Genomic DNA, 24235 nt, shown 5'->3' on the forward strand with positions numbered 1-24235 from the left:
CCTATCGGCCATTGCGCGTAAAGCTTGAACTCTCCAAGCGCATTCCCTGCGCCGCCCCTCAGTAAATTCCCCACAACGTGGCTCGTTCCCAACAATGTACTCGCGCAGGAGCCGGAGCACCGGCAGGCGCTCACATTCGACCATTATGGAATCGCAGCCATGAGCCAGTCTTCAAACCCGGAAACCATCAAGGATCTGATCGGCGTGGGCTTCGGCCCTTCCAACCTGGCCTTGGCCATCGCCCTGGAAGAGCTCGCCCAGACCAACGGCCACGCCCTCGATGCACTGTTCATCGACAAGCAGAAGGACTACCGCTGGCATGGCGAAACCCTGGCCACCCAGAGCGAACTGCAGATCTCGTTCCTCAAGGACCTGGTCTCGCTGCGCAACCCCACCAGCCCATACAGCTTCGTCAACTACCTGCACCAGAAACAACGCCTGGCCGACTTCATCAACCTCGGCACCTTCTACCCGTGCCGCCTGGAGTACAACGATTACCTGCGCTGGGCCGCCGATCATTTCGCCACCCAGTCCGTCTACGGTGAAGAGGTGCTGCGCATCGAGCCTGAGTTGAAAACCGGCCGTGTCGAGCATCTGCGCCTGGTATCGCGCGATACCCAAGGCCGTGAATACAGCCGCCGTGCCCGCTCGGTAGTGGTCGGCAGCGGCGGCACACCGAAAATTCCTGAAAAGTTCGGGGCGTTCAAGGACGATCCACGGGTCTTCCACCACTCCCAGTATCTGAGCAGCCTGAACAAGCTGCCGTGCGCCGAAGGCAAGCCGATGCGCATCGCGGTGATCGGCTCTGGCCAAAGCGCCGCCGAAGCGTTCATCGACCTCAACGACAGCTACCCATCGGTCAAGGTCGACATGGTGCTGCGCGGTTCCGCGCTCAAACCGGCCGACGACAGCCCGTTCGTCAACGAGATCTTCTCGCCGGATTACACCGACCTGGTGTACAACGAGCCGGCCGAGCAACGTGCCAAGCTGCTCGGTGAGTACCACAACACCAACTACTCGGTGGTCGACCTCGACCTGATCGAGCGCATCTACGGCATTCTCTATCGCCAGAAGGTCTCGCACCAGTTCCGCCACAACGTGCTCTGCCGCCGCCAGGTAGAAGCGGTAGTCGCCACCCGCGACGGCATCGAGCTGACCCTGCGCGACTTGGCCACCGACCAGCATCAAACCCATCGTTACGATGCGATCATCCTTGCCACCGGCTATGAGCGCCGCTCGCACCGCGACCTGCTGGCACCACTGGCGGGCTATCTGGAAGACTTCGCCGTCGACCGCAACTACCGGGTACTGGCCAGCCCAGACCTGCAAGCCTCGGTGTACCTGCAAGGCTTCTGCGAACACAGCCACGGCCTGAGCGACACCCTGCTGTCGGTGCTGCCGTCCCGCGCCGCTGAGATTGGCCAGGCGCTCTACCACGACCTGGCCCGCCAACAGGGCAAAGTGCAACCGGCCGTCGCCTTGACCAGCGCCTGACCCCTCTCCCTGCTCCACCAAAAGCCGGCAGGGTGCCAAGCGCGCCCTGCCGGCTTTGGGCTTTCTGAAACATTTGCTTGCATTTAAATTGGCAGGATTTCCATTCTCATTCGTCTTTATCAATGCAGCCACAATGGTTGGGCATATGCTCGACCCTCATTTTCAGAAGACCGACCGATGGCCAAATCAAGCAAAAAATCCAAGTCCAAACTGTGGTTCCTGGTACACAGCTGGCTCGCCCTGCCGATCTGGTTCTTCGTGCTGATCGTCTGCTTCACCGGCATGCTCGCTGTGGTCAGTCAGGAAATCGTATGGCTGGCCAACCCAGATGTGCGCGCCAGCCAGCCCAACGACAGCGCAGAGCGCCTAAGTTTCCAGCAAGTGCTGACTGCCCTGAACAAGGCTGAACCCGAGATGGTCGTGCGCTCCCTGAGCCAACCGGACGGGGACCACTTTGCCCTCAACGCGCGTGTCACCCTGCCAGACGGCACCACCCCGACCCTCTTCGTAAACCCATACACGGGTGCGATACAGGGCAAGGCACCCGACTTCAACTTCGAAGGCTTTACCCGCGCCCTGCACGGTTGGTGGCTGGTACCGTTCACCAGCGGATTCAGCTGGGGCTGGTACCTGGTATCGCTGCTGGGGCTACCGATGCTGGCGTCGCTGGTCACCGGCCTGGTGGTCTACAAGAAATTCTGGAAAGGCTTCTTCAAACCCATTCGCACAGGCCACGGTTCGCGCATCTTCTGGGGCGACCTGCATCGCCTGGCCGGCGTCTGGTCGATCTGGTTCATCGCCGTCATCTCGATTACCGGCACCTGGTTCCTGATCCAGGCGATCCTGTTCGATAACCACATCACCATCTCCAGCGAACCCATCGTGCCGGTCATCGCCCGTGAGCAGGTGCCGCTGAGCGCAGATGGCAGCCCGGTACCGCGCATCGACCTGGACGAAGCCGCGCGCATCGCCGGGCTGGCCATCCCAGGCCTGGACATCAGCTTCGTGTCGCTGCCGGCCACGGCCTATAGCCATATCGACATGGGCGGGCGCGGCTGGTACCCATTGATGTTCCAAAGTGCAGCGGTCAACCCCTACACCCGCAACGTGGACAGCCAGTTCCTGCTCAGCGACCGCAGCGCCCTGGAATTCGTCACCGAATCGATGCGACCCTTGCATACCGGCGACTTTGGCGGTTTGCCGATCAAGCTGATCTGGTTCTTCTTCGGCCTGATCCTGACCCTGATGGTGTTCAGCGGCTTGCTGATCTGGACCAAACGTACTGCCCAGGCCACCGCGGCGGCCCTCAAGCGCAGCGAACGTGTGCCCCGCGTGCGGGCCAGCGAAACCCCTGCGGAGATCCAATCATGAGTCAGGCTCAAGCTGTGTCCGCCACCCCGCTGAAGCAGTTCTGGCTGAAGTGGCGCTTCCACCTCAATATCCTGCTGATCCTCATCCCGTTGGGCTTCATGCCCAAGTATTTTGCCGACGCCAAGCTGTTTCGCGGCGACGCCGGGCTGGGTGTGAACCCGATCAGCAACATCCAGGTCGGGCCGTATAGCCTCGACCTGGCCGAAGTCAGGGATCAGGCCCCTCTGGCCGATGGCCCTGCCGGCTACTTCAAGAGTTTCAACGCCGCGTTGTGCAAGGCCTGCATCAATGAGGTCAAGGCTGTCTACCTGCGCATCGGCAAACCCCGCAGCCTGCGCGCTGCCGGCACCATCTTCTTCGGCGCGCCTTACCGCATGGCCACCAACCTGCCGATTCCGCCGCGCACCGCGCCGGACGCGCAGGTCTGGATCACCATTGAAGGCTGGGACGGCAGCATGCACCAGGCATCGGTCCCCCTCGCCAAAGCTTCGCCGGCCACCCTGGCCTGGCTCGAGAAACAAGGAGGCAAACGATGAAGTACCTGATTCGCAGGCTGGCCCTGCCCTTGCTGATCCTGGCTGCAGGCCCGGCCCTGGCCCACAACCCGATGTGCGAATGCGAAGAGATCGATGGCGGCCAGGTGAAATGCACCGGCGGCTTCTCGGACGGCAGCGGCGCCCCAGGCGTGACCCTGGACGTGATCGGCTACGATGAGCAGGTCCTGGTCGGTGGCAAGCTTGGCCAGGACTCGACCCTGACCTTCAAGCGCCCGGACGGTGAATTCTACGTCCTGTTCGACGCAGGCCCCGGCCACGTGGTCGAAGTCGACTACGCCGACATTGCGCAACCATGAGCAGCCCAGCCCACAGCCGCACCCAGGTGGTGCGCCCCGCCGGTGCCGGGCACGAAACCCTCTACGTGCTGCTGGTCAGCCTGCTGATCGTCATCGTTGCCGCCACGGTGGTGCTGCTGCGCGGCGAGCGTGAAGACGAACAGGCCATCGCCAGCCACCAGATCGACGCCCGTCGCGATTTGACGGCCGCCGAACAGGGTATCTTCACCGACTTGCGCGTAGCGTTCGACGAGATCCAGCTGCTGCGCGAAGAAGCCGCCGCCGTACCCGACGTGCAAGCCCTGGCCGATGAAGGCCTGCCACCGTTCGTGGTCGATGCCGGCAGCCAGAGCCGTGGCAGCCACCAGTGGCAATGGCTACCGGCCGGTGCCTACCTGGGCCGCAGCCAGGCACCGCAGGTCGCGGGCAGTTTCCTGCTGATATTGCCAGGCGACAGCAGCGGCGAGGCCGACGTCTGGCTGCGCCGCGACAGCGCCGCCGTGGTGCCGGACGATCTCGGCCAGGCCGCCCTGGTCGCCGCCGGTTGGCAGCAAGTGGTCAGCCATTACGACGCCGGGGTTACCCGCGAACACCGTCACTGAATCCAAGGAAATTTTCCATGTTCCGTTCCGCCTTCGCCCTGCTCCTGGCCCTCGCCCTGCCGGCCCTGGCCGTGGCCGACAGCGGCAAACCGCTGCGTATCGGCATCACCCTGCACCCTTACTACAGCTATGTGACCAACATCGTCGGTGACAAGGCCGAAGTGGTGCCGCTGATTCCGGCAGGTTTCAACCCGCATGCCTACGAACCCCGCGCCGAGGACATCAAGCGCATCGGCAGCCTGGACGTGGTGGTGCTCAATGGCGTCGGCCATGACGATTTCGCCGACCGCATGATCGCCGCCAGCGAAAAACCCGATATCAAGACCATCGAAGCCAACCAGAACGTGCCCCTGCTGGCAGCCACCGGGATCGCGGCGCGCGGCGCCGGCAAGGTGGTCAACCCGCACACGTTCCTGTCGATCAGCACCACCATCGCCCAGGTCAACAACATCGCCCGCGAACTGGGCAAGCTCGACCCGGACAACGCCAAGTTCTACACCCAGAACGCCCGCGCCTACGCCAAGCGCCTGCGCACCCTGCGTGCCGAGGCCCTGGCCAAGGTCACCGAGGCCCCTGGTGCCAACTTCCGTGTCGCTACCATCCACGCCGCCTACGACTACCTGGTACGCGATTTCGGCCTGGAAGTGACAGCGGTGGTCGAGCCGGCCCACGGCATCGAGCCAAGCCCCGCGCAACTGAAGAAGACCATTGACCAGCTGAAGGCGCTGGACGTCAAGGTGATCTTCTCGGAGATGGACTTCCCCTCGGCGTATGTCGAAACCATCCAGCGCGAGTCCGGCGTGCGCCTGTACCCGCTGACCCACATTTCCTATGGCGAATACACCAAGGAAAAATACGAAGTGGAAATGAAGCGCAACCTCGACACCGTGGTCCGTGCCATCCAGGAGAACCGCGCATGACCGCCGCCGCCAACCTCGTGGTGGCCGGCGGCCCGCGCATCGAATTCGCCGGCATCGACCTGACGCTCGGCCGCACGCGCATCCTTGAAGGGGTCGAATTCAACGTTGCCGCCGGCAGCGTGCACGCCATCGTCGGGCCCAATGGCGGCGGCAAGAGTTCGCTGATCAAGACCCTGCTGGGGCAGATGCCGCATCAGGGCCAGCTGACCCTGCACTGGCCGGGTGAGCAGCAGGTGATCGGCTACGTGCCGCAGGCGCTGGAATTCGACCGCGGCCTGCCAATGACCGTGGACGACTTCATGGCCGCGATGTGCCAACGGCGCCCGGCCTTCCTCGGCCTGTCGCGACGCGTGCAGCCGGCGATCGACGCGGCGCTGGCCCGGGTCGGCATGCTTGACAAGCGCAAGCGGCGCATGGGTGCGCTGTCTGGCGGCGAGCGCCAGCGCGTGCTGCTGGCCCAGGGCTTGATCCCTGAGCCTCAACTGCTGGTGCTCGACGAACCCATGTCGGCGCTCGATGAAGCCGGCATTCAGGTGTTCGAGCAACTGCTGCACGGCTGGCGCCAGGCCGGGACCACGGTGCTATGGATCGAACACGACCTGCAAGCCGTGCTGCGCCTGGCCGACCGGGTCACCGGCCTGAGCCGCCAGGTACTGTTCGACGCCCCACCGGCCCAGGCCCTGACTCCGGAGCGCCTGCTCAGCCTGTTCTCCGTCCACCCGCGCAGCGAGAGCCTCGCCTGATGAGCTATGAAGCATTCCGCCAACTGATCCAGGAATGGGCCGGCGCTGGCTATCTGCCGGAGGCGCTGGCCTACGGGTTCGTGATCAACGCATTGCTCGCCGGGCTGATGATCGGCCCGGTACTCGGCGGCCTGGGCACCTTGGTAGTGGTCAAGCGCTTTGCGTTCTTTTCCGAAGCGGTCGGCCATGCCGCCCTGACCGGTGTGGCCATCGGTATCCTGCTCGGCGAACCCTATACCGGCCCTTATGGCAGCCTGTTCGGCTACTGCCTGCTATTCGGCATCCTGCTCAACTTCCTGCGCAATCGCACCGGGCTGTCACCCGATACCTTGATCGGCGTGTTCCTGTCGGTGTCGCTGGCACTGGGTGCGAGCCTGCTGCTGATGCTGGCGGGCAAGATCAACGTGCATATTCTCGAAAACGTGCTGTTCGGTTCGGTGCTGACCGTCAGCGCGCACGATCTGGTGGTGCTTGGGGTCGTCGCCACGCTGGTGCTGGCTCTGGCCTTGCCGCTTTACAACCGCATCATGCTGGCCAGCTTCAATCCGCAGCTGGCAGCGGTGCGCGGGGTAGCGGTGAAGACCCTGGACTACCTGTTCGTGGTACTGGTGACACTGGTCACGGTGGCTTCGGTGAAGGTGATCGGGGCGATCCTGGTTGGGGCGCTGCTGGTGATTCCAGCCGCTGCCGCCCGCCTGGTCAGCCAGTCGCTCAAGGGCTTTTTCTTCATCTCGGTGCTGATCGCCACGCTGAGCACGCTGCTGGGCATTTTGCTGCCAATCGTCTTCGATCTGCCGGTGCCGTCGGGTGCTGCAATCATCCTGGTCGCCGGCATCTGCTTCGCCCTTGCCGCCCTGGCCCGCGCCCTCGTCCCACGCCTGCAAGGAAATCCGGCATGAACCTGAAACAGCTGACATTGGCACTGGCTATCGCAGGCCTGCCTTCGCTTTCATCTGCCACCGAAGTGTTGACCACTCTGCCGGTCACCCACAGCTTGGCCACGGCCTTGCTCGACGGCACCTCGGTGCAACTCAAGCGGGCCGCCCCGGCCAATTTGCCGGCCAGCCGCCAGCCTGCCTACTTCAGCAGCCGAGGCGGCGCCAGCCTGGCGAAAGCCGCGCAACAGGCCGATGCGGTGATCGGTGTGCGCTCCATCTGGCGCGACGACCCGCTGTATCCAATGGCCCGACGCAGCAATATCCGTATTGTCGAAATCGATGCCGCACGGCCGGTAGACGGCGCGCTGCCAGGTATCGCAGTGACCGGCGACGACGCCTACGCCGCCTACCCCTGGCTGAATCCGACCAACTTCGGGCGCATGGCCGATGTGCTGGCCAATGACCTTGAGCGTCTGGCGCCTGCCGACAAGGCGAAGATTCAGGGCAACCTGGCGGGGCTCAAGCGCCAGCTGCTGGAGTTGACCGCCAACAGCCAGACCCAACTGGCCAAAGCCGATAACCTGAGCGTGGTCAGCCTGTCCGAGCGTCTGGGCTATTTGGCCAGCGGGCTGAATCTGGATGTTGTGGAACAGGCGCTTCCAGCCGATGGCAAGTGGGATGAAGCGGCGCTCAAGGCACTGGGTGAAAACCTCAAGGAGCAGGACGTGGCGTTGGTGCTGGACCATCGCCAGCCTGATGCCGCTGTGGCCGAAGTGATCAAAGCCTCGGGGGCCAAGCTGTTGGTAGTGGAGAGTGACCCTGAAGATGCCGTGGCGGGGCTCAAGACCAGCGTTGATCAGGTGGTTGGGGCATTGAGCAAAGGGTGATATCGCCTGTACCGGCCTCTTCGCGGGGCAAGCCCGCTCCCACAGATTCTGTGTGGGAGCGGGCTTGCCCCGCGAAGCGGCCGGTACAGACAAAGCGAACTAGCGGTTCATGCACCGCTCATAACGCTCATCCACCCGCCCCGCAAACCACGCCGTGGTCAGCTTGCGGGTAATCTTCGGGCTCTTCAGCTCGATCCCCGGCAATCGCGCCCGCGGCACCGGTTTACCCGCCGCCGCGTCCGCCAAGGCAAACACCCCGCTGTACAGCTTGCTGTCCTCGAACGCCAGGCTGTCGCCCAGCGCCAGCTGGCTACGGATCTGCGGGTTGCGCAGCCCCAGCTTCACCCCTAACTTGCGCGCCGCCTGTTCGGTGGTGCCAGGCATGATCGCACCTGGGGCGATCAGGTCGCCATCAAGTGCCAATGCCACCCCCGTTACCTCGCTCAGCGCAGCCTGGAACGCAGCATTACGGCTGGCGTACCAACCGGCGTTGAAGTCGGCAAAGCGATAGAGCTGGCGCTCGTAATGCGCGGGGTAGCCCAACAGGTGGCCAATGCCGAAGTACATGCCACCCCGACGGCTGAACACTTCCTGGCGAATGGTGCCGTCGTAGGCGTAGGGGTAATCCTTGGCATGTTGCTCGGCGAACTCGACACTGACCTGCATCGGCCCACCGGTGTGCACCGGGTTGAGCCCGCCGAGCAAGGTCTTGCCCAGCGGCAGGCGGGCGATGAACTCGTCGTACAGCGCGCTCAGCTGCTTCTCGCTGCGCACTGCGAGCAGCCGTTGCTGGTACGTCTGGCCGTTGCCCGAGGGCGTGTTCAGTGCCCCGTCGACCAGCAAGCGTGGAACATGCAGGCCTGCCGCACGGCGGTCGATCTCGGTGCGGGCGATGCGCCCCAGGTTGGGCACTTGCGGGTCGGCATTGAATGTTGATTCCTGCTCGGTCACCGCCAGCACCGCACACAGGTTGCGTTTGCTCGGCGCGATGCGCTGGGCCTCGAACGCGACTTGGATATCTTTGGCCCAACCCTCGCGGTCCTTGGTCTGAGCAGGCAGCAGACGCATGAGCTGGGCGCGCACCTTGGCGGGGTCGGCTTCAGGCTCTTCCTCGCGGCGCCCCGCGCAACCCTGCAGCAGTGCCAAGGCCATCAATCCGGTCGCTAGTAACCGACCGTTCAGGGCTGGTCACCGACCATGTAGGTCTTGCTGATATGGCGGAACTGCGGATGGCTGGCGCTGCCCATCAGCTCGAACAGGACCATCTCGCGCGTGACGATGTGCGCTCCGGCCTGGCGCATGCGCGCAAGCCCCGCTGCCTTGTTCGCCGGGGTGCGGCTGTCGCAGGCGTCTTCGACCACAAATACCAGCTTGCCCAGGCCCAGCAAACCGAGCACGGTCTGCAGCACGCAGACGTGGGTTTCCATGCCGCACACGATCACCTGCTCGCGGGCCATCAGGCTGGCAGGTAGGCACTGGGCGGCCACGCAGGAGAAATGGTTCTTCTCCACCACCTCGGCCGCCGGTGCTGCGGCGATCAGTTCAGGCAAGGTCGGGCCCAGGCCTTTGGGGTACTGTTCGGAGATCACCACCGGCAGCTCCAGCTCGGCACTGGCGGCCAACAACCAGCGCGCACGGGTGCGGGTGCCCTCGGGGTCGCTCATGGCGCCAATGAGTTTTTCCTGGATATCGATGGCCAGCAGTGTGGCCTTGTGAGGATCGATCAGCATGGTCTGCCTCTTGCCTGGGGAAAGGCCTAGCCTCCCCCAGGCAAGCGGTGACGTCAATCAGGCGCAGAGACGATGTGGCTCCAGCGACGCGGCCAGAGCAGCGAGGACGCGGTCCTCCTGCTCATGGATGAAGAAGTGGCTGCCAGGGAACATGCGCAACGTGAACTCACCCTGAGTTTCCTTGCCCCAGGCCACCAGCTGCCCCTCGTTGGCCCGGTCGTCTTCACCCCCGAACACGTGCAGCGGGCACGCCAAGGCCGGCCGTTGGCGGTAGGCATAACGGCCACACAGCAGGAAGTCGGCACGCAGAATCGGCAACGTCAGACTCATCAGCTCTTCATTGGCCAGCACCTCTTCCGGGGTGCCGTTGAGCTCGCGCAACTCAAGCTTAAGCTCGTCGTCGGTCTTGGGGTCACGCCAGTTCTTGCCGTCGTAGTCTTCACGCCGGGTGGGCGCTGCGGTACCACAGGCAATCAGCGCCAGCGGTGGCGGGCAGGCCAGCGCCTGCAACTCGTGGGCGAGTTCGAATGCCAGCAGCGCGCCCAGGCTATGGCCAAGCAATGCATACGGCGCGGCGGCTGCGTGGCGCTGCTCTGCCGCCAGTTGCCGGGCCAGGGCTTGCATGTCGGTCTGCAGCGGCTCGCCCATGCGCGCACCGCGCCCCGGCAGCTCAACCGGGCGCAGCTGCAGCCAGCCTGGCAGCTTGCGCCGCCAGCGGCTGTAGACCATGGCACTGGCCCCGGAATACGGCAGGCACAGCAGGTTGAGTGCGGTCACTGTGCGGCAGCGTCAGCCATCTTCTGACGCAGGCTGAGCGGGCGCATGTCGGTCCAGACCTCATCGATGTAAGCCAGGCAGTCCTTCTTCGGGCCGCTTTTGCCCACGGCGCGCCAGCCGTTGGGGATCGCCTTGTAGTCGGGCCAGATGGAATATTGCTCTTCGTGGTTGACCACTACCTGGAACTGGATATCGTCGCGGTCGAAAACGGAAGTCATTGCCTGTCTCCTTGAATGAGGGATGCCGTTACGCGCTTGGCGCAGGGCGGCTTTCAAGTAGACGTTGGACACTTGCGGAAAATTAGGGATCGATTGCCAGAGCACTGAAGCGTCAGGCATCCCTGAGCAGATCATGCGCATCCAGCAGGCGGAACGCCACCTGCGGATTGCGCTCCAGACCCCGTCGAATAGCCGCCGGAATGGCTTGCCGGGTCTTGCGGCACAGGCCCGGCTGGGCGTCGAGTTGGATGACGATGCCGCGCATGGTACGCACTTCATTGAAACCGGGGGCAACGTGCACGCGTATGCCGAGGTTCTCGAACATCCTTGTTTGCAGGCGCTGAAGGTCTTCCAGATCCTTGAGGTTCTCCAGGCGTTCGAGCAGGCGCTTCTCTTCCTGTCGATTTAGCAACAGGATGCGCTGCGCAGCTGGCGGATGCTCATCCAGCCGTTCGCGGCCGCAGTCACAAGCGCCAGGGGGGCAAGGTTGGCGGAGGGCAGGTGGTGTGCTCATGGGCCTAGCATAGCCCGAAGCGGGCCGTTTGCAGACCCTTGCAACCCTGCAAAAAGTTTCCTGCCAGGATAAAAAATTTCACAAACCGCTAGACCGTGACCCTGCTTTTCGCCTATAAATCGCCAAAAGGAAATTTATATTCCTAACAAGAAACACCATTTCGCCCTTGTGCCCGACCTGCCCCACTCCATCACGAGGCCCCGACATGCATCCCGCTCCCGATCACCTCATCCTGCGCGTCAGTTGCCCGGCCGTGTCCGGCATCGTCGCCGCAGTGACCACCTACCTGGCCGAGCACGGTTGCTACATCAGCGAGATGGCGCAGTTCGATGATGAAGACAATGGCCGTTTCTTCATGCGCGCGGTGTTCCGCTACAACACCGAAGTCAGCGCCGACACCGCGCAACTGCAAGCGGGCTTCACCGATGTGGCCCAGCGCTTCGAAATGGACTGGAGCCTGCACAGCAGCGCCCGGCCGATGCGCGTCCTGTTGATGGTCAGCAAGTTCGACCACTGCCTGTCCGACCTGCTCTACCGCCACGCCAAGGGTGAGTTGGACATGCACATCACTGCCGTGGTCTCCAACCACCTGGACCTGCGCCCCATGGCCGAGCGCCAGGGCATCCGATTCGTCTACTTGCCGGTGACCCAGGACACCAAGGCCGAGCAAGAAGCCGCGCTGATGCGCATCGTCGAGGACAGCGACACCGAACTGGTAGTGCTGGCGCGCTACATGCAGATCCTCTCCGACGACCTTTGCCGCCAGCTGTCAGGCCGGGCGATCAATATCCACCACTCGTTCCTGCCGGGGTTCAAGGGTGCCAAGCCCTATCACCAAGCCTACCAGCGCGGAGTCAAGCTGATCGGCGCCACCGCCCACTACGTCACCAGCGACCTCGACGAGGGGCCGATCATCGAGCAGGAAGTGCAGCGCGTCGACCACGCCTACGGCCCCGAAAACCTGGTGGCGATCGGCCGGGACACTGAAACCATCGCCCTGTCGCGCGCGGTCAAATTTCACCTCGAACACCGGGTGTTCCTCAACCACGACCGCACGGTGATCTTCAAATGAACGTCATCCCCAATATCAAGCTGATCGACGGCAGGGCGGCCGCAGCGCGGGTGCTAGCCGAAGTGCGTGAGCAGGTGCAGACCTTGCGCCAGGGCGGCGTGCAGCCGGGCCTTGCGGTGGTGCTGGTGGGCGCCGACGCCGCCAGCCAGGTGTACGTGCGCAACAAGGTGCTGCGCGCCGAGGAAGTAGGCATCCGCTCCCTGGAGCATCGCCTCCCCGCCGAGACCAGCCAAGCCCACCTGCTGACCCTGATCGATCGCCTCAACCGCGACAGTGCAGTCAACGGCATCCTCGTGCAGCTGCCGCTTCCGGCACATATCGACGAACACTGCGTATTGCAAGCCATCAGCCCGCTGAAGGACGTGGATGGCTTTCACAGCGAAAACGTCGGCGGGTTGGCCCAGGGCCGCGACGTCCTAACCCCGTGCACGCCCAGTGGTTGCATGCGCCTGCTGCACGATGCCTGCGGCGAGCTGCGCGGCAAGCATGCGGTGGTGATCGGCCGCTCGAATATCGTCGGCAAGCCCATGGCTGCACTGCTGTTGCAAGCCGACTGCACGGTGACCGTGGTGCACTCGCGCAGCCAGGACTTGCCCGCCCTGTGCCGCCAGGCCGACATCCTGGTGGCAGCGATCGGCAAGCCACGTCTGATCGGTGCCGGCTGGCTCAAACCCGGCGCAGTGGTAATCGACGTCGGCATCAATCGCATCGACGAACAAGGCCGCAGTCGCCTGGTGGGTGACGTCGATTTTTCCGCTGCACTGCCCCAGGTCGCTGCCATAACGCCAGTCCCCGGCGGGGTCGGCCCGATGACCATCGCCTACCTGATGAAAAACACCCTGCTCGCCCTCGACCTGCAGCAGCAGGCCGCCCAACAGGAGCGCACCGCATGCCTTTCGCCCTGCTGAAATACGGCCTGAGCGCCGACTACCCGGTGGAAGTCGACCTCCCTGCGCCATGCGAACTCAAGCCGCGCTATGACGTGGTGATCATCGGCGGCGGCGGCCACGGCCTGGCCATTGCCTACTACCTGGCCAAGTACCACGGCATCACCAACGTCGCGGTGCTGGAAAAGGCCTACCTGGGCGGCGGCAATACCGCACGAAATACGGCGGTGATCCGCTCCAACTACCTCACCAGCGAAGGCGTGCGCTTTTACGCAGAGTCGGTGCGGATGTTCCAGAACCTGTCCAACGAGTTCGACTTCAACATCATGTATTCCGAGCGCGGCCAGCTGACCCTGGCGCACACCGACGCCACCGTGCGTGCATTCCGCCAGCGGGCCGAGGTGAACAAGCACTTCGGCGGGCGCACCGAGATGATCGACCGCCAGCAGATCCGCGAGCTGGTGCCGAGCCTGAACCTCGACCCCGGCCACCTGCCGGTGCTGGCCGGCCTGTGGCACATCGACGGCGCCACCGCGCGCCACGACGCCGTGGCCTGGGGCTACGCCAAGCAGGCGGCCAAGCGGGGTGTGGAAATTCATCAGCTGACCGAGGTGCAGGACCTGCTGATTCGCAATGGCCGCATCGAAGCGGTCAAGACCAACCGTGGCACCGTGCAGTGCGGTTGCGTGGTGCAGGCGGTGGCCGGCGCCAGTTCGCAGCTGCTAGCCAAGGCTGGCATCCGCGCGCCGATCCACACCTACCCCCTGCAGGCCATGGTCACCCAACCGTTCAAACCGTTTCTCGATCCACTGGTCAGTTCCTCGGCGCTGCACTGCTACGTGCAGCAGACCAGTCGCGGCGAGATCGTCTTCGGCGGCGGCTCCGACCCCTATCCGCTGTACAACACCCGCTCCACCCTCGACCTCAAGGAAAGCCTGCTGGCCCACGCCATCGAGATGTTCCCGTTCATGGCCAACGCCAAGCTGATGCGCCAGTGGGCCGGGATCACCGACATGACCCCGGACTACAGCCCGATCATGGGCCTGTCGCCGGTCGACAACTATTACCTGGACGCCGGTTGGGGCACCTGGGGCTTCAAGGCCACGCCCATCTGCGGCAAGACCATGGCCGAGCTGGTCGCCAGCAGCGGCAAGGTGCCGCCGATGATCGCGCCCTTCGCCCTGGAGCGCTTCAGCCGCTTCCAGCAAGTCAACGAAATGGGCGCCACCGCAGCCAGCCACTAGAGGAAAGCACGATGAAGATCCTGACCTGCCCCTTGAACGGCCCGCGCAACATCAGCGAGTTCACCTACGGCGGCGAGTTCAAGCCGATGCCCGACCCGGCCGCCTGCAGCGACATCGAATGGGCCGACTACGTGTTCAACAGCGACAACCACGCCGGTGTGGTCACCGAGTGGTGGCTGCACAACGCTTCCAGTTACTGGTTTTTGGCAGAGCGTCACACGGTCAGCGACCAGGTGCTGCGCACCTTCGACCCTAAAGCAGTGTTCGACCACCGGGTCGACTTCACCCCCGCCGCCACCCCGGAGATCGCCGGATGAACAGCCTCACTCGCCTCCCCGCGCCCATGGGCCTGCTGATCGACCGCGAGCGACCACTGCGTTTCGTCTTCGATGGCCAGGCCTGCCCGGGCTTCGCCGGTGACAGCATCGTCAGTGCCCTGCTCGGCGACGGCCGCTGGTTGCTGTCGCGCTCATTCAAGTACCACCGCCCGCGCGGGCCACTGAGCCTCGCCGGGCAGGATGCCAATACCCTGGTGCAACTGCCCGACGAGCCCAACGTGCTGGCCGACCTGCACGCAGCCTGCGATGGACTGGTGGTCGAAGGGCAGAACTTCAATGGCAGCCTGGAGCACGACCGTGACGCCTACCTGGGCACGTTTTCGCGGTTCATGCCGGTCGGTTTCTACTACCGCTCGTTCTACAAGCCCAAGGGCATGTGGAAGGTCTGGGAGCCGCTGATCCGCAAGAAGGCCGGACTCGGCGTGCTCGAACAAGGCTTCAAGCCGCAGTACCACGACAAGGCCTACCTGTTCGTTGACCTGGCCGTGATTGGCGGCGGCCCCGCGGGCCTGCGCGCGGCGTTGGACGCCGCCAATGCCGGGGCCAAGGTGCTGCTGGTCGAGCAGCAGACCGTGCTGGGCGGCTCGCTTACCTATGCCCGCTTCGACATCGCCGGCACTCGCGCGGCCAGCCTGCGCCAGGAGCTGCTAGGCGCCGTCGAATGCCACCCGAATATCCAGGTGCTGCTGCAGGCCACCTGCAATGGTTGGTTCACCGACAACTACCTGCCGGTGATCCAGCACCGTCGCATGTACAAGGTTCGCGCCACGCGCTGCCTGGTGGCTGCAGGTTCGTTCGACCAGCCGGTGGTGTTCCGCAACAACGACCTGCCCGGGGTCATGCTGACCAGTGCCGCGCAACGGCTGATGAAGCTGTACGCGGTCAAGCCGGGGCAGCGCGCGGTGATCCTCACCGGCCACGACGACGGCTACCTGGCCGCTCTCGACCTGCAGGAGCAAGGCGTGGCCGTCGCCGCCCTGGTGGACATGCGCGCCGCACCCGCCGATGCCGCGCTGGCCAGCGAGCTCAAGCGCCGCGACATTCCCCTGCACCTGGGCAGTACGGTTTATGAAGCTCTGCACGACAAAGGACGGCGCCATGTCAGCGGCGTCGACATCCGCCCGATCACCGGCCTTGGCAAGGTCGGTGAGCATGGCCGGCGCCTGGCTTGCGACCTGCTGTGCATGTCAGCCGGCTATATGCCGGTGTATCAACTGCTGTGCCAGGCGGGCGGCAAGCTGGCCTACGACGTCAACCGCGACGAGTTCGCCCTCAGCAACCTGCCCGCCGGTCTGGATATTGCAGGCTCGGTGAACGGCCGTCATCGCCTGGAGAATGTGCTGGCCGATGCCACCCGAGGCGCCGCCGAGGCGGTTACGGCGCTCGGCCTGCAAGCCCCGGCGGCGGTGACGTTCAGCCCCGAGGCCAGGGTCAATTTCCCCTGGCCGATCTTCCCGCACCCCAAGGGCAAGGACTTCGTCGATTTCGACGAGGACCTGCAAGTGCGTGACATCGTCAACGCCACCCGCAGCGGCTACCGCGACGTGCAATTGGTGAAGCGCTTTTCCACGGTCGGCATGGGCCCGTCCCAAGGCCGCCACTCGGCCCTGCCGACTGCGCGCCTGGTGGCGCAGGCCACGGGGCGCAGCATCAGCGAGACCGGCGTGACCACCGCGCGGCCACCCTTTGTGGCGGAAAAGCTGGCCCATGTGGCGGGCCGCGCCTTCGACCCGTACCGGCAGACGCCGATGCATCGCCGCCACCTGGAGGCAGGCGCGAAAATGATGCCCGCCGGCACGTGGCAGCGCCCCGCTTACTATGGCAAGCCGGACCAGCGCGAACGCTGCATGCAGGAGGAAGCCCGCCATGTGCGCGAAAAGGTTGGGCTGATCGATGTCTCCACCCTGGGCGGCCTGGACGTGCGCGGGCCCGACGCCGCCGAACTGCTCGAACGCCTGTACACCTTCGGCTTCGCCAAGCTTGCTGTCGGCCGCACGCGCTATGCGCTGATGACCAACGAGCACGGCGTGGTGATCGACGATGGTGTCTGCGCTCGTCTGGCCGAACAGCACTTCTATGTCACCGCCACCACCAGTGGTGTCGACCGTATCTACCAACAGATGCTCAAGTGGAATGCACAGTGGCGTCTGGACGTCGACATCAGCAACGTCACCGCGGCTCTGGCTGCCGTCAATCTCGCCGGGCCTTTGTCGCGTCAGGTGCTGGCCAAGGTGTGCGATGACGTGGACTTGTCGGCCGATGCCTTCCCCTATTTGGGTGTGCGCCTGGGCAAGGTGGCCGGCATCCCGGCGCGCATCCTGCGTGTCGGCTTCGTCGGCGAGCTGGGCTTTGAAGTGCACGTGCCGGCACGCCATGCCGAACGCCTGTGGGACACGTTGATGCAGGCCGGCGCCGGGTTGGGTATCCGCCCATTCGGGGTCGAGGCCCAGCGCCTGCTGCGCCTGGAGAAAGGCCACGTGATCATCAGCCAGGACACCGATGGCATGACCCACCCCGCCGAGATCGACATGCAATGGGCGATCGGCCGCAAAAAAGCGTTCTTCGTCGGCAAACGTTCGATCGAGATCCTCGAAGCGCAACCGCTCAATCGCAAGCTGGTCGGTTTCACCCTGCCCAAGGGCAGTCCGCAACCCCTGGAAGGTCATTTGGTGCTGGAGGGCCCGGACATCAGCGGCAACGTCACCTCCTGTGAGTACTCGCAGACCCTCGGGCAGATCATCGGCCTGGCCTACGCTGGCGCCCACCAGGCCACGCCGGGCATGCATATCCCGATCCGCGTCGAGGGTGGCGTGATGGTCAATGCCAAGGTGGTGCAACTGCCCTTCCACGATCCCGACAACGTGCGCCAGGAGCTTTGAGCCATGACCAGCCTGAAGACACAAGCTTTCCTCTCACCCGACCCGCAGGACAAGCGGCTGCAGCGCTGCGCGTTGACCGACCTGACCGACTTGCCGCGGGTTGGCTTTCGTGGCGCTGACGGTGCCGCCTACCTGCAAGCGCGTGGCTACCGTTTGCCCTCACAGCCCAACCAAGCACTGCGCCAGGACGATGGGGGTTGGGTGGCGCGGTTGTCGGCCACCGAATACCTGCTGCTGGGCAGCTTCAGTGATCAAGGCGCGAGGGTGGCCGCCGAAGAGGCAGACTGGACCCAGGATACCCAGCGCAATTACCTGCTGCCGCGTCAGGACAGCCATGCCTGGCTGCAATTGTCCGGCGAACAGTACAGTGCGGTGATGGCCAAGCTGTGTGGGGTTGACCTGCGCGCTGAGACGTTCCCGGTCGGGGCCGTGGCGCAAACTTCGGCGGCGCGGATCAATGTGATCGTGGTGAATGTCGGGGGTGCGTTGCAGATCCTGTTCGATCGGCCTTCGCTGGCTTATTTCCGCGAAGCCATGCTGGATGCCATGGCGGAATTCGAGGGTGGGATGGTTAGCTCAGACAGCGTATTGGCTTAGCATTATCAGGGCCGCAGTGGGAGCAACTGTCTTCCACGAAACATAGAAACCTGCGCGATCCCTGTGGGAGCGGGCTTGTCCCGCGAACACGGGCGAAGCCCGTGCCATCCACCGCGTCGCTTGCTTCGCGGCTAAAGCCGCTTGTGTCTTGAAGAGGGATTAGAATCTGGAGTGAGAGCGGTGAATGACAAGCTGAGTGCCGCAGGTGCCATGAGCACGAGTGGGAGCACAAGCTGTCATTCACCGTTCCACTTTGGCGAGAGCCCGAACAGTTGGATGCGGCTCTGATCTCGAATCACAAGCGTGGGCCAAGCCAAAGTCCTCTCACTGTGATGAGTTTAGGAGGTTTTGGTGATGGCTTCCTTCTTGGGTATCGATGTTTCCAGTAATTCACTTGATGCACTGGTGCGACCGCAGGGCATCAAAATCCGTGTGAGCAATGATCCAGCAGGGTTTGAAGCGCTGCAGTTGAGCCTTCGAGGGCTCAGCATCAAGCGTGTTCTGTTGGAGGCTACGGGCGGCTACGAGCGTGCTGTCATGCACTTTCTGCAGGACGCAGGCTACAAAGTAATACGCGTCAACCCGAAGCGAGCCAGGGCCTTTGCCGATTCCATGGGCATCAAGGCCAAGACCGACGCTATCGATGCCGGAGTGTTGGCCCATTACGCTGAAGTCATTCCAGACCAGCCTACCTTGCGAATCAGCCCGGACCGGGCGCTTCTGCGGGAGCTGCTGCAGCAGCGTGATCGCCTGGTTCAGCAGCGAGATGACGACCGACGTCGCCTGAAACAGGCGCAGTCAGCAGTGGTTGCCAATTTCCTGAAAACCAACCTTCAGCACTTCAGATCGCAGATCAAACTGGTTGAGCAAGCGATCAAACAGCAAACGGCTGCGCTGAACGATGAACGGGTTGCCCAGCTGGTTCAAGTTAAAGGCATTGGGCTGGTGACGGCGGGCAAGCTTGTGACACTTCTGCCAGAACTCGGTCGTGTTGAGTCCAGAGAGATAGCCTCCTTGGTCGGCGTAGCGCCTTTCAACCACGACAGCGGAAAGTCTGTGGGCAAACGCTCCATCTCGGGTGGGCGATTTGAGGTTAGGCGATCGCTGTACATGGCCTGCCTCGTGGCCGTTAAGCATAATCCAGCGCTCAAGGCGCGCTATGAGGCGCTGCGCGAGCGCGGGAAATTGGCCAAGGTCGCTATCGTGGCCTGCATGAGAGCCTTCATCGTACGGCTCAATGCAATGCTCAAGACGGGCACGCCATGGCGAGAGGTAGTGCTGCCTCAGCCTGAAGATACGCAGATCAAAAAGGCAGCGTAATCCGTGTGGGAGCGGGCTTGCCGAGAAGTCGGACCGCCCGCGAAGCAGGCACCGCGCTGGATGGCACGGGCTTGGCCCGTGTTCGCGGGACAAGCCCGCTCCCACAGGGATCGTGCAACTTTCTAAATTTTGAGCAAGACAGTTGCTCCCACGAGGTATGTGGCGGGCCTGGGTATTAAAGCTGCGCCAACCGCTCGCGCAAGAACTCGACAAACCCTTGCACCGGCCTGGCCACTTGCCGGTGCTGCGGGTACACCGCCGACAGTTGCAGCGCTGGCGGCGTCCAGTCTTCCAGCACACTCACCAAACGCCCATCCGTCAAGGCCTGCCCGACAATGAAGGTTGGCAGGTAGGTCACCCCCATGCCGGCAATCGCCGCGTCCCGTAGTAGCTCGCCGTTATTGGCGCGCATCCGCCCGGTCACCGCGATGGCCTGCGCCTTGCCACCTTGCTTGAACTGCCACTGCACCTGCCGTGAATGCCCATAGGGCAGGCAATCGTGCTCGGTCAGTGCGTCCGGCCGCTGCGGCACGCCACGCACTTCAAGATACCCAGGGCTGGCGCAATACACCCTTTCGACGCCGGCGATCCGCCGCGCAATCAAGCTGGAATCCTCCAGCGCACCGATGCGCAGGGCCAGGTCATAGCCTTCGCCGATCAGGTCCACGGCGCGGTCGCTGAGGTCCACCTCCACATCCACCTGCGGATGCAGGCGCAGGAACTCGGTCAACAGACAGCCCAGGTGCGATATGGCGAACGACAACGGCGCACTCAGGCGCAAGGTGCCGCGCAACGCCTGGGTCTGGCCGCTGATGTCGTGCTCTACCTGATGCACTTCACCGAGCAGGCGCAGGGCCGACTGATAGTAGTGCTGGCCCAGCGGCGTGGCATCCAGACGGCGGGTGGAGCGGTTGAGCAGGCGTACGCCGAGGCGCTCTTCGAGCTGCATCAGGCGCCGGCTGACCGATTGCTTGGACATGCCCAGGCGGTCGGCGGCTGCGGTGAAGCTACCGGCTTCCATGACCTGGGCAAAGATGCGCATGTCTTCGTACGGGTTCATTGTCTCGCTCTTGGTGACAGTCAAACGCTTTATAGCCGCTTTTTCCCGCCAATGCATCTGCTTAATCTACACACAGGTCGCAGCGATGGCCCTGAAGGCCAGGCAAGACGCCCACTACCCACACTTGCACAGAAAAGGATTCGCTCATGAACATTGTCCACAAGACCCTCACCGCTTCCCTCCTCGCCTTGTCCGTGTCCAGCGCCTTCGCCGCTGGCAGCCCAGGCGTCGAACAGCACACCCAGGCCTTCCTCGAAGCGTTGGAAAAAGGCGGCGGCAAACCCCTCGAACAACTCAGCCCGAAAGACGCCCGCGCCGTGCTGACCGGTGCCCAGGCCTCGGTCAAGGTCGACCTGTCCGGCATCGAGGTGAAGGAACGCACCATCCAGGCCGAAGGCCAGTCGATCAAGCTGCAGGTGGTGCGGCCGGCCAATGTCAAGGGTGAGCTGCCGGTGTTCATGTTCTTCCACGGCGGCGGTTGGGTGCTGGGCGATTTCCCGACGCACCAGCGGCTGATCCGCGATCTGGTGGTCGGCTCCGGCGCGGTGGCGGTCTACGTGGACTACACCCCATCCCCTGAAGCGCACTACCCCACCGCGATCAACCAGGCCTACGCCGCGACCCGCTGGGTGGCCGAGCATGGCAAGGAAATCGGCGTGGACGGCAAGCGCCTGGCCGTGGCCGGCAACAGCGTCGGTGGCAACATGGCGGCGGTGGTGGCGCTCAAGGCCAAAGAGGCTGGCACACCGAAGCTGCGCTTCCAGCTGCTGCTGTGGCCGGTGACCGATGCCAGCTTCGAGACCGGGTCGTACAAACAGTTTGCCGAAGGGCACTTCCTCACCACTGGCATGATGAAGTGGTTCTGGGACAACTACACCACCGATGCCAAGGCACGGGAACAGATCTACGCCTCGCCGCTGCGCGCCAGCATCGAACAGCTCAAGGGCCTGCCTCCGGCGCTGGTACAGACGGCTGAATTCGATGTCTTGCGCGATGAGGGTGAGGCGTATGCACGCAAGCTGAATGCGGCTGGGGTGACCGTCACTTCGGTGCGATACAACGGGATGATTCATGACTATGGCCTGCTCAACCCGTTGAGCCAGGTGCCGGCTGTGAAGGCAGCGATGCGTCAGGCGGGCGCCGAACTTAAAGTGCATCTGCAGTGAGTCGATGAGCAAAAGACCCGCCCAGGCGGGTCTTTTTGTTTCTATTGCGGAAATGCCCCGCAGGCTTCAATGAATCTGCCGTCGGTGCGGCTATCTATTGCACCGTCTACCCCAATGTAGATATCAATCCTGGGCCACTTGGGTTTGACCTGAATGCAGTGCCACTCTCCACGGTTGTTCCAATCGAGCTGCATGAAAAATTGATCGTTCGGGAAGATATGCCCGGCGCCGCCGGTGGTTTCACCTGGGTAGATCTCACCTTTAAATATGCTGTGCTGAACATTCAAGATATAGCCGAGACGCCCCTGCCCTTTGTCAGAAAAATGAAAACTCACCCAAGGTGTAGCGAAATACCAAAAGACGATTGGGGTGACCATGATCGCCACCACCCATCGCCAGATATGCCGTTTCGGTTTACTTGCAGGTGTGATCACGTACGCCATCCCCCCAGCTTGAACGTGGCAAAGCTAAAACTTCAGCCATGAGCAGTTTTGCCGTAATCCCACCGTTTGGATGAAGCTTGTGCAGATTGACGCCAATGCTAATAGCGACACGATCACCTATGTCATCCCAGGCCCGCAGGCCTTCTATGTCAGCGGAGCGGTGAGGCCCTTCATGATCATTCCACTTTTGAACTTTCCGAATGGAGTCAGATGCAATTTGCTCAAGACCAGCTCCATCCAGAAGAACGCTTTCTGAAAGGCCACCCGCCCGTCCTACATAGCCGTAGTGGATGTTCGACCAGATGTCGTAGAAGAAGTCGACTTCACCTTGCTTCTGCCATACCCCGCCAAACCGTTCTGCAATCGCCACCTTATGATCCCATGGCCTGTTCTGACCAACCCGCTCTGTCCAAAGCGCCATCGCGGCAGCCGTGTTACCAACACTCATCGCTCGAAAGTCAGGCGGTAAAAGACGCGCATACCAAGGGAGCTTTTGAAATTTTGCATGTTCCTCTATCGCTTCAAAACTTGTTAGCTTCTTCATTTTCACTACAGATGGATGCGTGATGTTCCGGTTCATTTCCTCGGCAATATAGCTCGCGACCTGCTCCAGCATGCCAGGATGATTGCAGAGGACAGACTTCTGCTTTCCTTCTGCTAGCGTAGTTTCGGAGATGCGGTTTGCTCTAGCTGATCTTGCTGACTGGCTTGCCTGTGGTGTTACCGCTGGACTTGTCCCTTCTTCAGGTCCTCCCATTGCCACGACTCGGCTACTACCGCCGGGAGGAGGACTTGCCCATGAGCGCGTTAGCGAAGGACTGGATGGGGCAACTTCTTTTGTCGTGGGCAGCTTAGCCTGCAGCGGCGCCACCACTCGATTACTCCCGCTCGGGCAACCACATTCGACAAGCGATCCATCCACTGCAACCGGTTGCCCATCGGAGATGAACGATTCATTGCCCTCAGCAACCACGCCTTTCTGGCCACAAAGCGGACAGGCTGTTGTGGGATCGCCACGGCGCAGCACCCTTAGTCCTTCGGATAAATATCCTTCTCCGGTGGCCAGGCAGGTTGCCCCCGTGGTCGTGCTGTCGCCATCAACCGCCTCACCTTTGCCATCAATACTTGTGCGCACAGGTTCACTTCCTTAGTGGAAATCTCGAAGTTAGCAGCCAGACCCCTCCTTAAGATCAGCTTCAGACGCTTTAAGAATTAACCTACAAAAAAGCAAGAAACGTCCGAAGACACGCACGCGCAATTGTCACCCGCTTCAAGACAGTCATTCCAACTAAGACTAATTTTTCAGCATGAAGAGTGACAGTACACTTCTCCCATCAACGACCCGCTGGCCCTCCCGGCCCCGGCTCACAAGGAGAATCACCATGCTCACCGTCCGTAACGCCCAAGACCGCGGTCTGGCCTTCCATGGCTGGCTGAAATCCTTCCACACCTTTTCCTTCGGCCACTACCGCAACCCCGACGAGCAGGGTTTCTCCGACCTGCTGGTGATCAACGACGATCGCGTCATCGCTGGTAAAGGCTTCGGCGAGCACCCGCACCGAGACATGGAAATCTTCTCCTACGTGCTCGAAGGCGCGCTGGAGCACAAGGACACCCTCGGCACCGGTTCGGTGATCCGCCCTGGCGATGTGCAACTGATGAGTGCGGGGCACGGTGTGGCGCACAGCGAGTTCAACCACAGCCAGGCGCAGCCGGTGCATTTCCTGCAGATCTGGATCGTGCCTAACGTGAAAGGCGCCACGCCGCGTTATCAACAGCAGCACTTCAGTGCCGAGGAGAAGCGTGGCAAGTTGCGGCTGATCATTTCTCCGGATGGCGCTGAGGGGTCGTTGCAGGTACGGCAGAACGCGCGGGTGTATGCGGGGCTGTTCGATGGCGCGGAACGGGCGAGCCTGACCTTGCCGGACAATCGCCACGGTTATGTGCATGTGGCGCGCGGCAGCATCGAGCTCAATGGGCAGGTGCTGAATGAGGGGGATGGTGTGCGGGTGCGGCAGGAGCAGGTGCTTGAGCTGAGCAATGGCCAGGATGCGGAGGTGCTGGTGTTTGACTTGCGGCCGCATGAACTGCCGGGCATGCCGTAAGCAGGACCGGCCTCTTCGCGGGGCAAGCCCGCTCCCACAGGTACACCACTGGCTTCAAGAATAGTGGTGTACCTGTGGGAGCGGGCTTGCCCCGGGTACAAACCGAAGACATCGTTTACATTTCAAACCGGGGACATTGTTTACAGGCTAATACGCAT

Annotated in this window: 26 protein-coding genes; 18 read left to right on the forward strand and 8 right to left on the reverse strand. The window is 62.9% G+C overall.

Features of this window, described 5'->3' with window-relative positions; genetic code table 11:
* Positions 1–159 precede the first annotated feature (159 nt).
* The 9 genes from ACZ6YA_RS23810 to ACZ6YA_RS23850 all read left to right on the forward strand — a co-directional run bounded on the left by ACZ6YA_RS23810 (position 160) and on the right by ACZ6YA_RS23850 (position 7727).
* Complete coding sequence (locus ACZ6YA_RS23810) at positions 160–1494, forward strand: lysine N(6)-hydroxylase/L-ornithine N(5)-oxygenase family protein (RefSeq protein WP_465899987.1); 1335 nt, start codon at positions 160–162, stop codon at positions 1492–1494.
* A gap of 177 nt (positions 1495–1671) precedes the next feature.
* Positions 1672–2865: a PepSY-associated TM helix domain-containing protein gene (locus tag ACZ6YA_RS23815; protein WP_465899989.1), complete on the forward strand. Its 1194-nt coding sequence runs from the start codon at positions 1672–1674 to the stop codon at positions 2863–2865.
* A complete protein-coding gene (locus ACZ6YA_RS23820) occupies positions 2862–3401 on the forward strand; it encodes a thiamine pyrophosphate-binding protein (RefSeq protein WP_465899991.1) in 540 nt (179 codons plus the stop codon). The genes ACZ6YA_RS23815 and ACZ6YA_RS23820 overlap by 4 nt, the downstream gene beginning before the upstream one ends.
* Positions 3398–3718, forward strand: coding sequence for a hypothetical protein (locus ACZ6YA_RS23825; protein WP_465899993.1), 321 nt, complete (start codon positions 3398–3400; stop codon positions 3716–3718). The genes ACZ6YA_RS23820 and ACZ6YA_RS23825 overlap by 4 nt, the downstream gene beginning before the upstream one ends.
* Positions 3715–4299: a DUF6162 family protein gene (locus ACZ6YA_RS23830; RefSeq protein WP_465899994.1), complete on the forward strand. Its 585-nt coding sequence runs from the start codon at positions 3715–3717 to the stop codon at positions 4297–4299. The genes ACZ6YA_RS23825 and ACZ6YA_RS23830 overlap by 4 nt, the downstream gene beginning before the upstream one ends.
* A 17-nt stretch (positions 4300–4316) precedes the next feature.
* Positions 4317–5219, forward strand: a complete 903-nt coding sequence (locus ACZ6YA_RS23835; RefSeq protein WP_400802211.1) for a metal ABC transporter substrate-binding protein — start codon at positions 4317–4319, stop codon at positions 5217–5219.
* Positions 5216–5962, forward strand: coding sequence for a metal ABC transporter ATP-binding protein (locus ACZ6YA_RS23840; RefSeq protein ID WP_465899997.1), 747 nt, complete (start codon positions 5216–5218; stop codon positions 5960–5962). The genes ACZ6YA_RS23835 and ACZ6YA_RS23840 overlap by 4 nt, the downstream gene beginning before the upstream one ends.
* Entirely contained in the window at positions 5962–6861 is a 900-nt protein-coding gene (locus ACZ6YA_RS23845; RefSeq protein WP_465899998.1) for a metal ABC transporter permease, read from the forward strand. The genes ACZ6YA_RS23840 and ACZ6YA_RS23845 overlap by 1 nt, the downstream gene beginning before the upstream one ends.
* Positions 6858–7727 carry a metal ABC transporter substrate-binding protein gene (locus ACZ6YA_RS23850; RefSeq protein WP_465900000.1) on the forward strand — a complete coding sequence of 290 codons (870 nt, stop codon included), beginning with the start codon at positions 6858–6860 and terminating at the stop codon, positions 7725–7727. The genes ACZ6YA_RS23845 and ACZ6YA_RS23850 overlap by 4 nt, the downstream gene beginning before the upstream one ends.
* A gap of 99 nt (positions 7728–7826) precedes the next feature.
* Here ACZ6YA_RS23850 and ACZ6YA_RS23855 read toward each other — a convergent pair whose 3' ends face one another.
* From ACZ6YA_RS23855 to ACZ6YA_RS23875, 5 genes are all read right to left on the reverse strand, one after another.
* Complete coding sequence (locus ACZ6YA_RS23855) at positions 7827–8879, reverse strand: DUF1615 domain-containing protein (RefSeq protein ID WP_465900002.1); 1053 nt, start codon at positions 8877–8879, stop codon at positions 7827–7829.
* A 26-nt stretch (positions 8880–8905) separates the two neighbouring features.
* On the reverse strand, positions 8906–9457 hold the full coding sequence (locus tag ACZ6YA_RS23860) for a hydrolase (protein ID WP_465900004.1): 552 nt from the start codon (positions 9455–9457) through the stop codon (positions 8906–8908).
* Between the two features lie 57 nt (positions 9458–9514).
* The gene (locus tag ACZ6YA_RS23865) at positions 9515–10234 is read right to left on the reverse strand and encodes a thioesterase II family protein (RefSeq protein WP_465900006.1); all 720 of its coding nucleotides are present in this window, start codon (positions 10232–10234) and stop codon (positions 9515–9517) included.
* On the reverse strand, positions 10231–10452 hold the full coding sequence (locus ACZ6YA_RS23870; protein ID WP_465900008.1) for an MbtH family protein: 222 nt from the start codon (positions 10450–10452) through the stop codon (positions 10231–10233). Before ACZ6YA_RS23870 ends, ACZ6YA_RS23865 begins: the two co-directional genes overlap by 4 nt.
* A 112-nt stretch (positions 10453–10564) precedes the next feature.
* Positions 10565–10966, reverse strand: coding sequence for a hypothetical protein (locus ACZ6YA_RS23875; protein ID WP_465900010.1), 402 nt, complete (start codon positions 10964–10966; stop codon positions 10565–10567).
* 205 nt (positions 10967–11171) lie between these two features.
* Here ACZ6YA_RS23875 and purU point away from each other — a divergent pair, with 205 nt between their 5' ends.
* The 7 genes from purU to ACZ6YA_RS23910 all read left to right on the forward strand — a co-directional run bounded on the left by purU (position 11172) and on the right by ACZ6YA_RS23910 (position 19303).
* The gene (gene purU / locus ACZ6YA_RS23880) at positions 11172–12038 is read left to right on the forward strand and encodes a formyltetrahydrofolate deformylase (protein ID WP_465900012.1); all 867 of its coding nucleotides are present in this window, start codon (positions 11172–11174) and stop codon (positions 12036–12038) included.
* A complete protein-coding gene (folD, locus tag ACZ6YA_RS23885; protein WP_465900014.1) occupies positions 12035–12946 on the forward strand; it encodes a bifunctional methylenetetrahydrofolate dehydrogenase/methenyltetrahydrofolate cyclohydrolase FolD in 912 nt (303 codons plus the stop codon). Before purU ends, folD begins: the two co-directional genes overlap by 4 nt.
* Positions 12928–14169 (forward strand): FAD-dependent oxidoreductase, encoded by a 1242-nt coding sequence (locus ACZ6YA_RS23890; protein WP_465900015.1) that lies wholly within the window; start codon positions 12928–12930, stop codon positions 14167–14169. Before folD ends, ACZ6YA_RS23890 begins: the two co-directional genes overlap by 19 nt.
* 11 nt (positions 14170–14180) lie before the next feature.
* Positions 14181–14486, forward strand: coding sequence for a sarcosine oxidase subunit delta (locus tag ACZ6YA_RS23895; protein WP_465900016.1), 306 nt, complete (start codon positions 14181–14183; stop codon positions 14484–14486).
* A complete protein-coding gene (locus ACZ6YA_RS23900) occupies positions 14483–17386 on the forward strand; it encodes a 2Fe-2S iron-sulfur cluster-binding protein (RefSeq protein ID WP_465900017.1) in 2904 nt (967 codons plus the stop codon). Before ACZ6YA_RS23895 ends, ACZ6YA_RS23900 begins: the two co-directional genes overlap by 4 nt.
* Positions 17387–17389: 3 nt before the next feature.
* Positions 17390–17983 (forward strand): sarcosine oxidase subunit gamma, encoded by a 594-nt coding sequence (locus tag ACZ6YA_RS23905; protein ID WP_465900018.1) that lies wholly within the window; start codon positions 17390–17392, stop codon positions 17981–17983.
* Between the two features lie 354 nt (positions 17984–18337).
* On the forward strand, positions 18338–19303 hold the full coding sequence (locus ACZ6YA_RS23910) for an IS110 family RNA-guided transposase (protein ID WP_465900019.1): 966 nt from the start codon (positions 18338–18340) through the stop codon (positions 19301–19303).
* Positions 19304–19478: 175 nt separating this feature from the next.
* On the opposite strand, the gene ACZ6YA_RS23915 is transcribed toward ACZ6YA_RS23910, so the two are convergent.
* On the reverse strand, positions 19479–20363 hold the full coding sequence (locus ACZ6YA_RS23915; protein WP_465900020.1) for a LysR family transcriptional regulator: 885 nt from the start codon (positions 20361–20363) through the stop codon (positions 19479–19481).
* Positions 20364–20509: 146 nt separating this feature from the next.
* On the opposite strand from ACZ6YA_RS23915, the gene ACZ6YA_RS23920 reads away from it, so the two are divergent.
* Positions 20510–21529, forward strand: coding sequence for an alpha/beta hydrolase (locus ACZ6YA_RS23920; RefSeq protein WP_465900021.1), 1020 nt, complete (start codon positions 20510–20512; stop codon positions 21527–21529).
* Positions 21530–21570: 41 nt separating this feature from the next.
* On the opposite strand, the gene ACZ6YA_RS23925 is transcribed toward ACZ6YA_RS23920, so the two are convergent.
* Entirely contained in the window at positions 21571–21906 is a 336-nt protein-coding gene (locus ACZ6YA_RS23925; RefSeq protein ID WP_465900022.1) for a hypothetical protein, read from the reverse strand.
* A gap of 37 nt (positions 21907–21943) precedes the next feature.
* Entirely contained in the window at positions 21944–23107 is a 1164-nt protein-coding gene (locus ACZ6YA_RS23930) for a polymorphic toxin type 44 domain-containing protein (RefSeq protein ID WP_465900023.1), read from the reverse strand.
* A gap of 247 nt (positions 23108–23354) precedes the next feature.
* On the opposite strand from ACZ6YA_RS23930, the gene ACZ6YA_RS23935 reads away from it, so the two are divergent.
* Positions 23355–24077: a pirin family protein gene (locus ACZ6YA_RS23935; RefSeq protein WP_403129666.1), complete on the forward strand. Its 723-nt coding sequence runs from the start codon at positions 23355–23357 to the stop codon at positions 24075–24077.
* The last annotated feature ends 158 nt before the right edge of the window (positions 24078–24235 follow it).

The organism is Pseudomonas sp. NPDC090752 (assembly GCF_055584805.1).

Coding starts and splice junctions, on each gene's coding strand:
- ACZ6YA_RS23810 (WP_465899987.1), top strand. CDS start 160: ATGAGCCAGTCTTCAAACCCGGAAACCATCAAGGATCTGATCGGCGTG.
- ACZ6YA_RS23815 (WP_465899989.1), top strand. CDS start 1,672: ATGGCCAAATCAAGCAAAAAATCCAAGTCCAAACTGTGGTTCCTGGTA.
- ACZ6YA_RS23820 (WP_465899991.1), top strand. CDS start 2,862: ATGAGTCAGGCTCAAGCTGTGTCCGCCACCCCGCTGAAGCAGTTCTGG.
- ACZ6YA_RS23825 (WP_465899993.1), top strand. CDS start 3,398: ATGAAGTACCTGATTCGCAGGCTGGCCCTGCCCTTGCTGATCCTGGCT.
- ACZ6YA_RS23830 (WP_465899994.1), top strand. CDS start 3,715: ATGAGCAGCCCAGCCCACAGCCGCACCCAGGTGGTGCGCCCCGCCGGT.
- ACZ6YA_RS23835 (WP_400802211.1), top strand. CDS start 4,317: ATGTTCCGTTCCGCCTTCGCCCTGCTCCTGGCCCTCGCCCTGCCGGCC.
- ACZ6YA_RS23840 (WP_465899997.1), top strand. CDS start 5,216: ATGACCGCCGCCGCCAACCTCGTGGTGGCCGGCGGCCCGCGCATCGAA.
- ACZ6YA_RS23845 (WP_465899998.1), top strand. CDS start 5,962: ATGAGCTATGAAGCATTCCGCCAACTGATCCAGGAATGGGCCGGCGCT.
- ACZ6YA_RS23850 (WP_465900000.1), top strand. CDS start 6,858: ATGAACCTGAAACAGCTGACATTGGCACTGGCTATCGCAGGCCTGCCT.
- ACZ6YA_RS23855 (WP_465900002.1), bottom strand. CDS start 8,879: ATGGCCTTGGCACTGCTGCAGGGTTGCGCGGGGCGCCGCGAGGAAGAG.
- ACZ6YA_RS23860 (WP_465900004.1), bottom strand. CDS start 9,457: ATGCTGATCGATCCTCACAAGGCCACACTGCTGGCCATCGATATCCAG.
- ACZ6YA_RS23870 (WP_465900008.1), bottom strand. CDS start 10,452: ATGACTTCCGTTTTCGACCGCGACGATATCCAGTTCCAGGTAGTGGTC.
- ACZ6YA_RS23875 (WP_465900010.1), bottom strand. CDS start 10,966: ATGAGCACACCACCTGCCCTCCGCCAACCTTGCCCCCCTGGCGCTTGT.
- purU (WP_465900012.1), top strand. CDS start 11,172: ATGCATCCCGCTCCCGATCACCTCATCCTGCGCGTCAGTTGCCCGGCC.
- folD (WP_465900014.1), top strand. CDS start 12,035: ATGAACGTCATCCCCAATATCAAGCTGATCGACGGCAGGGCGGCCGCA.
- ACZ6YA_RS23890 (WP_465900015.1), top strand. CDS start 12,928: ATGCCTTTCGCCCTGCTGAAATACGGCCTGAGCGCCGACTACCCGGTG.
- ACZ6YA_RS23895 (WP_465900016.1), top strand. CDS start 14,181: ATGAAGATCCTGACCTGCCCCTTGAACGGCCCGCGCAACATCAGCGAG.
- ACZ6YA_RS23900 (WP_465900017.1), top strand. CDS start 14,483: ATGAACAGCCTCACTCGCCTCCCCGCGCCCATGGGCCTGCTGATCGAC.
- ACZ6YA_RS23905 (WP_465900018.1), top strand. CDS start 17,390: ATGACCAGCCTGAAGACACAAGCTTTCCTCTCACCCGACCCGCAGGAC.
- ACZ6YA_RS23910 (WP_465900019.1), top strand. CDS start 18,338: ATGGCTTCCTTCTTGGGTATCGATGTTTCCAGTAATTCACTTGATGCA.
- ACZ6YA_RS23915 (WP_465900020.1), bottom strand. CDS start 20,363: ATGAACCCGTACGAAGACATGCGCATCTTTGCCCAGGTCATGGAAGCC.
- ACZ6YA_RS23920 (WP_465900021.1), top strand. CDS start 20,510: ATGAACATTGTCCACAAGACCCTCACCGCTTCCCTCCTCGCCTTGTCC.
- ACZ6YA_RS23925 (WP_465900022.1), bottom strand. CDS start 21,906: ATGGTCACCCCAATCGTCTTTTGGTATTTCGCTACACCTTGGGTGAGT.
- ACZ6YA_RS23935 (WP_403129666.1), top strand. CDS start 23,355: ATGCTCACCGTCCGTAACGCCCAAGACCGCGGTCTGGCCTTCCATGGC.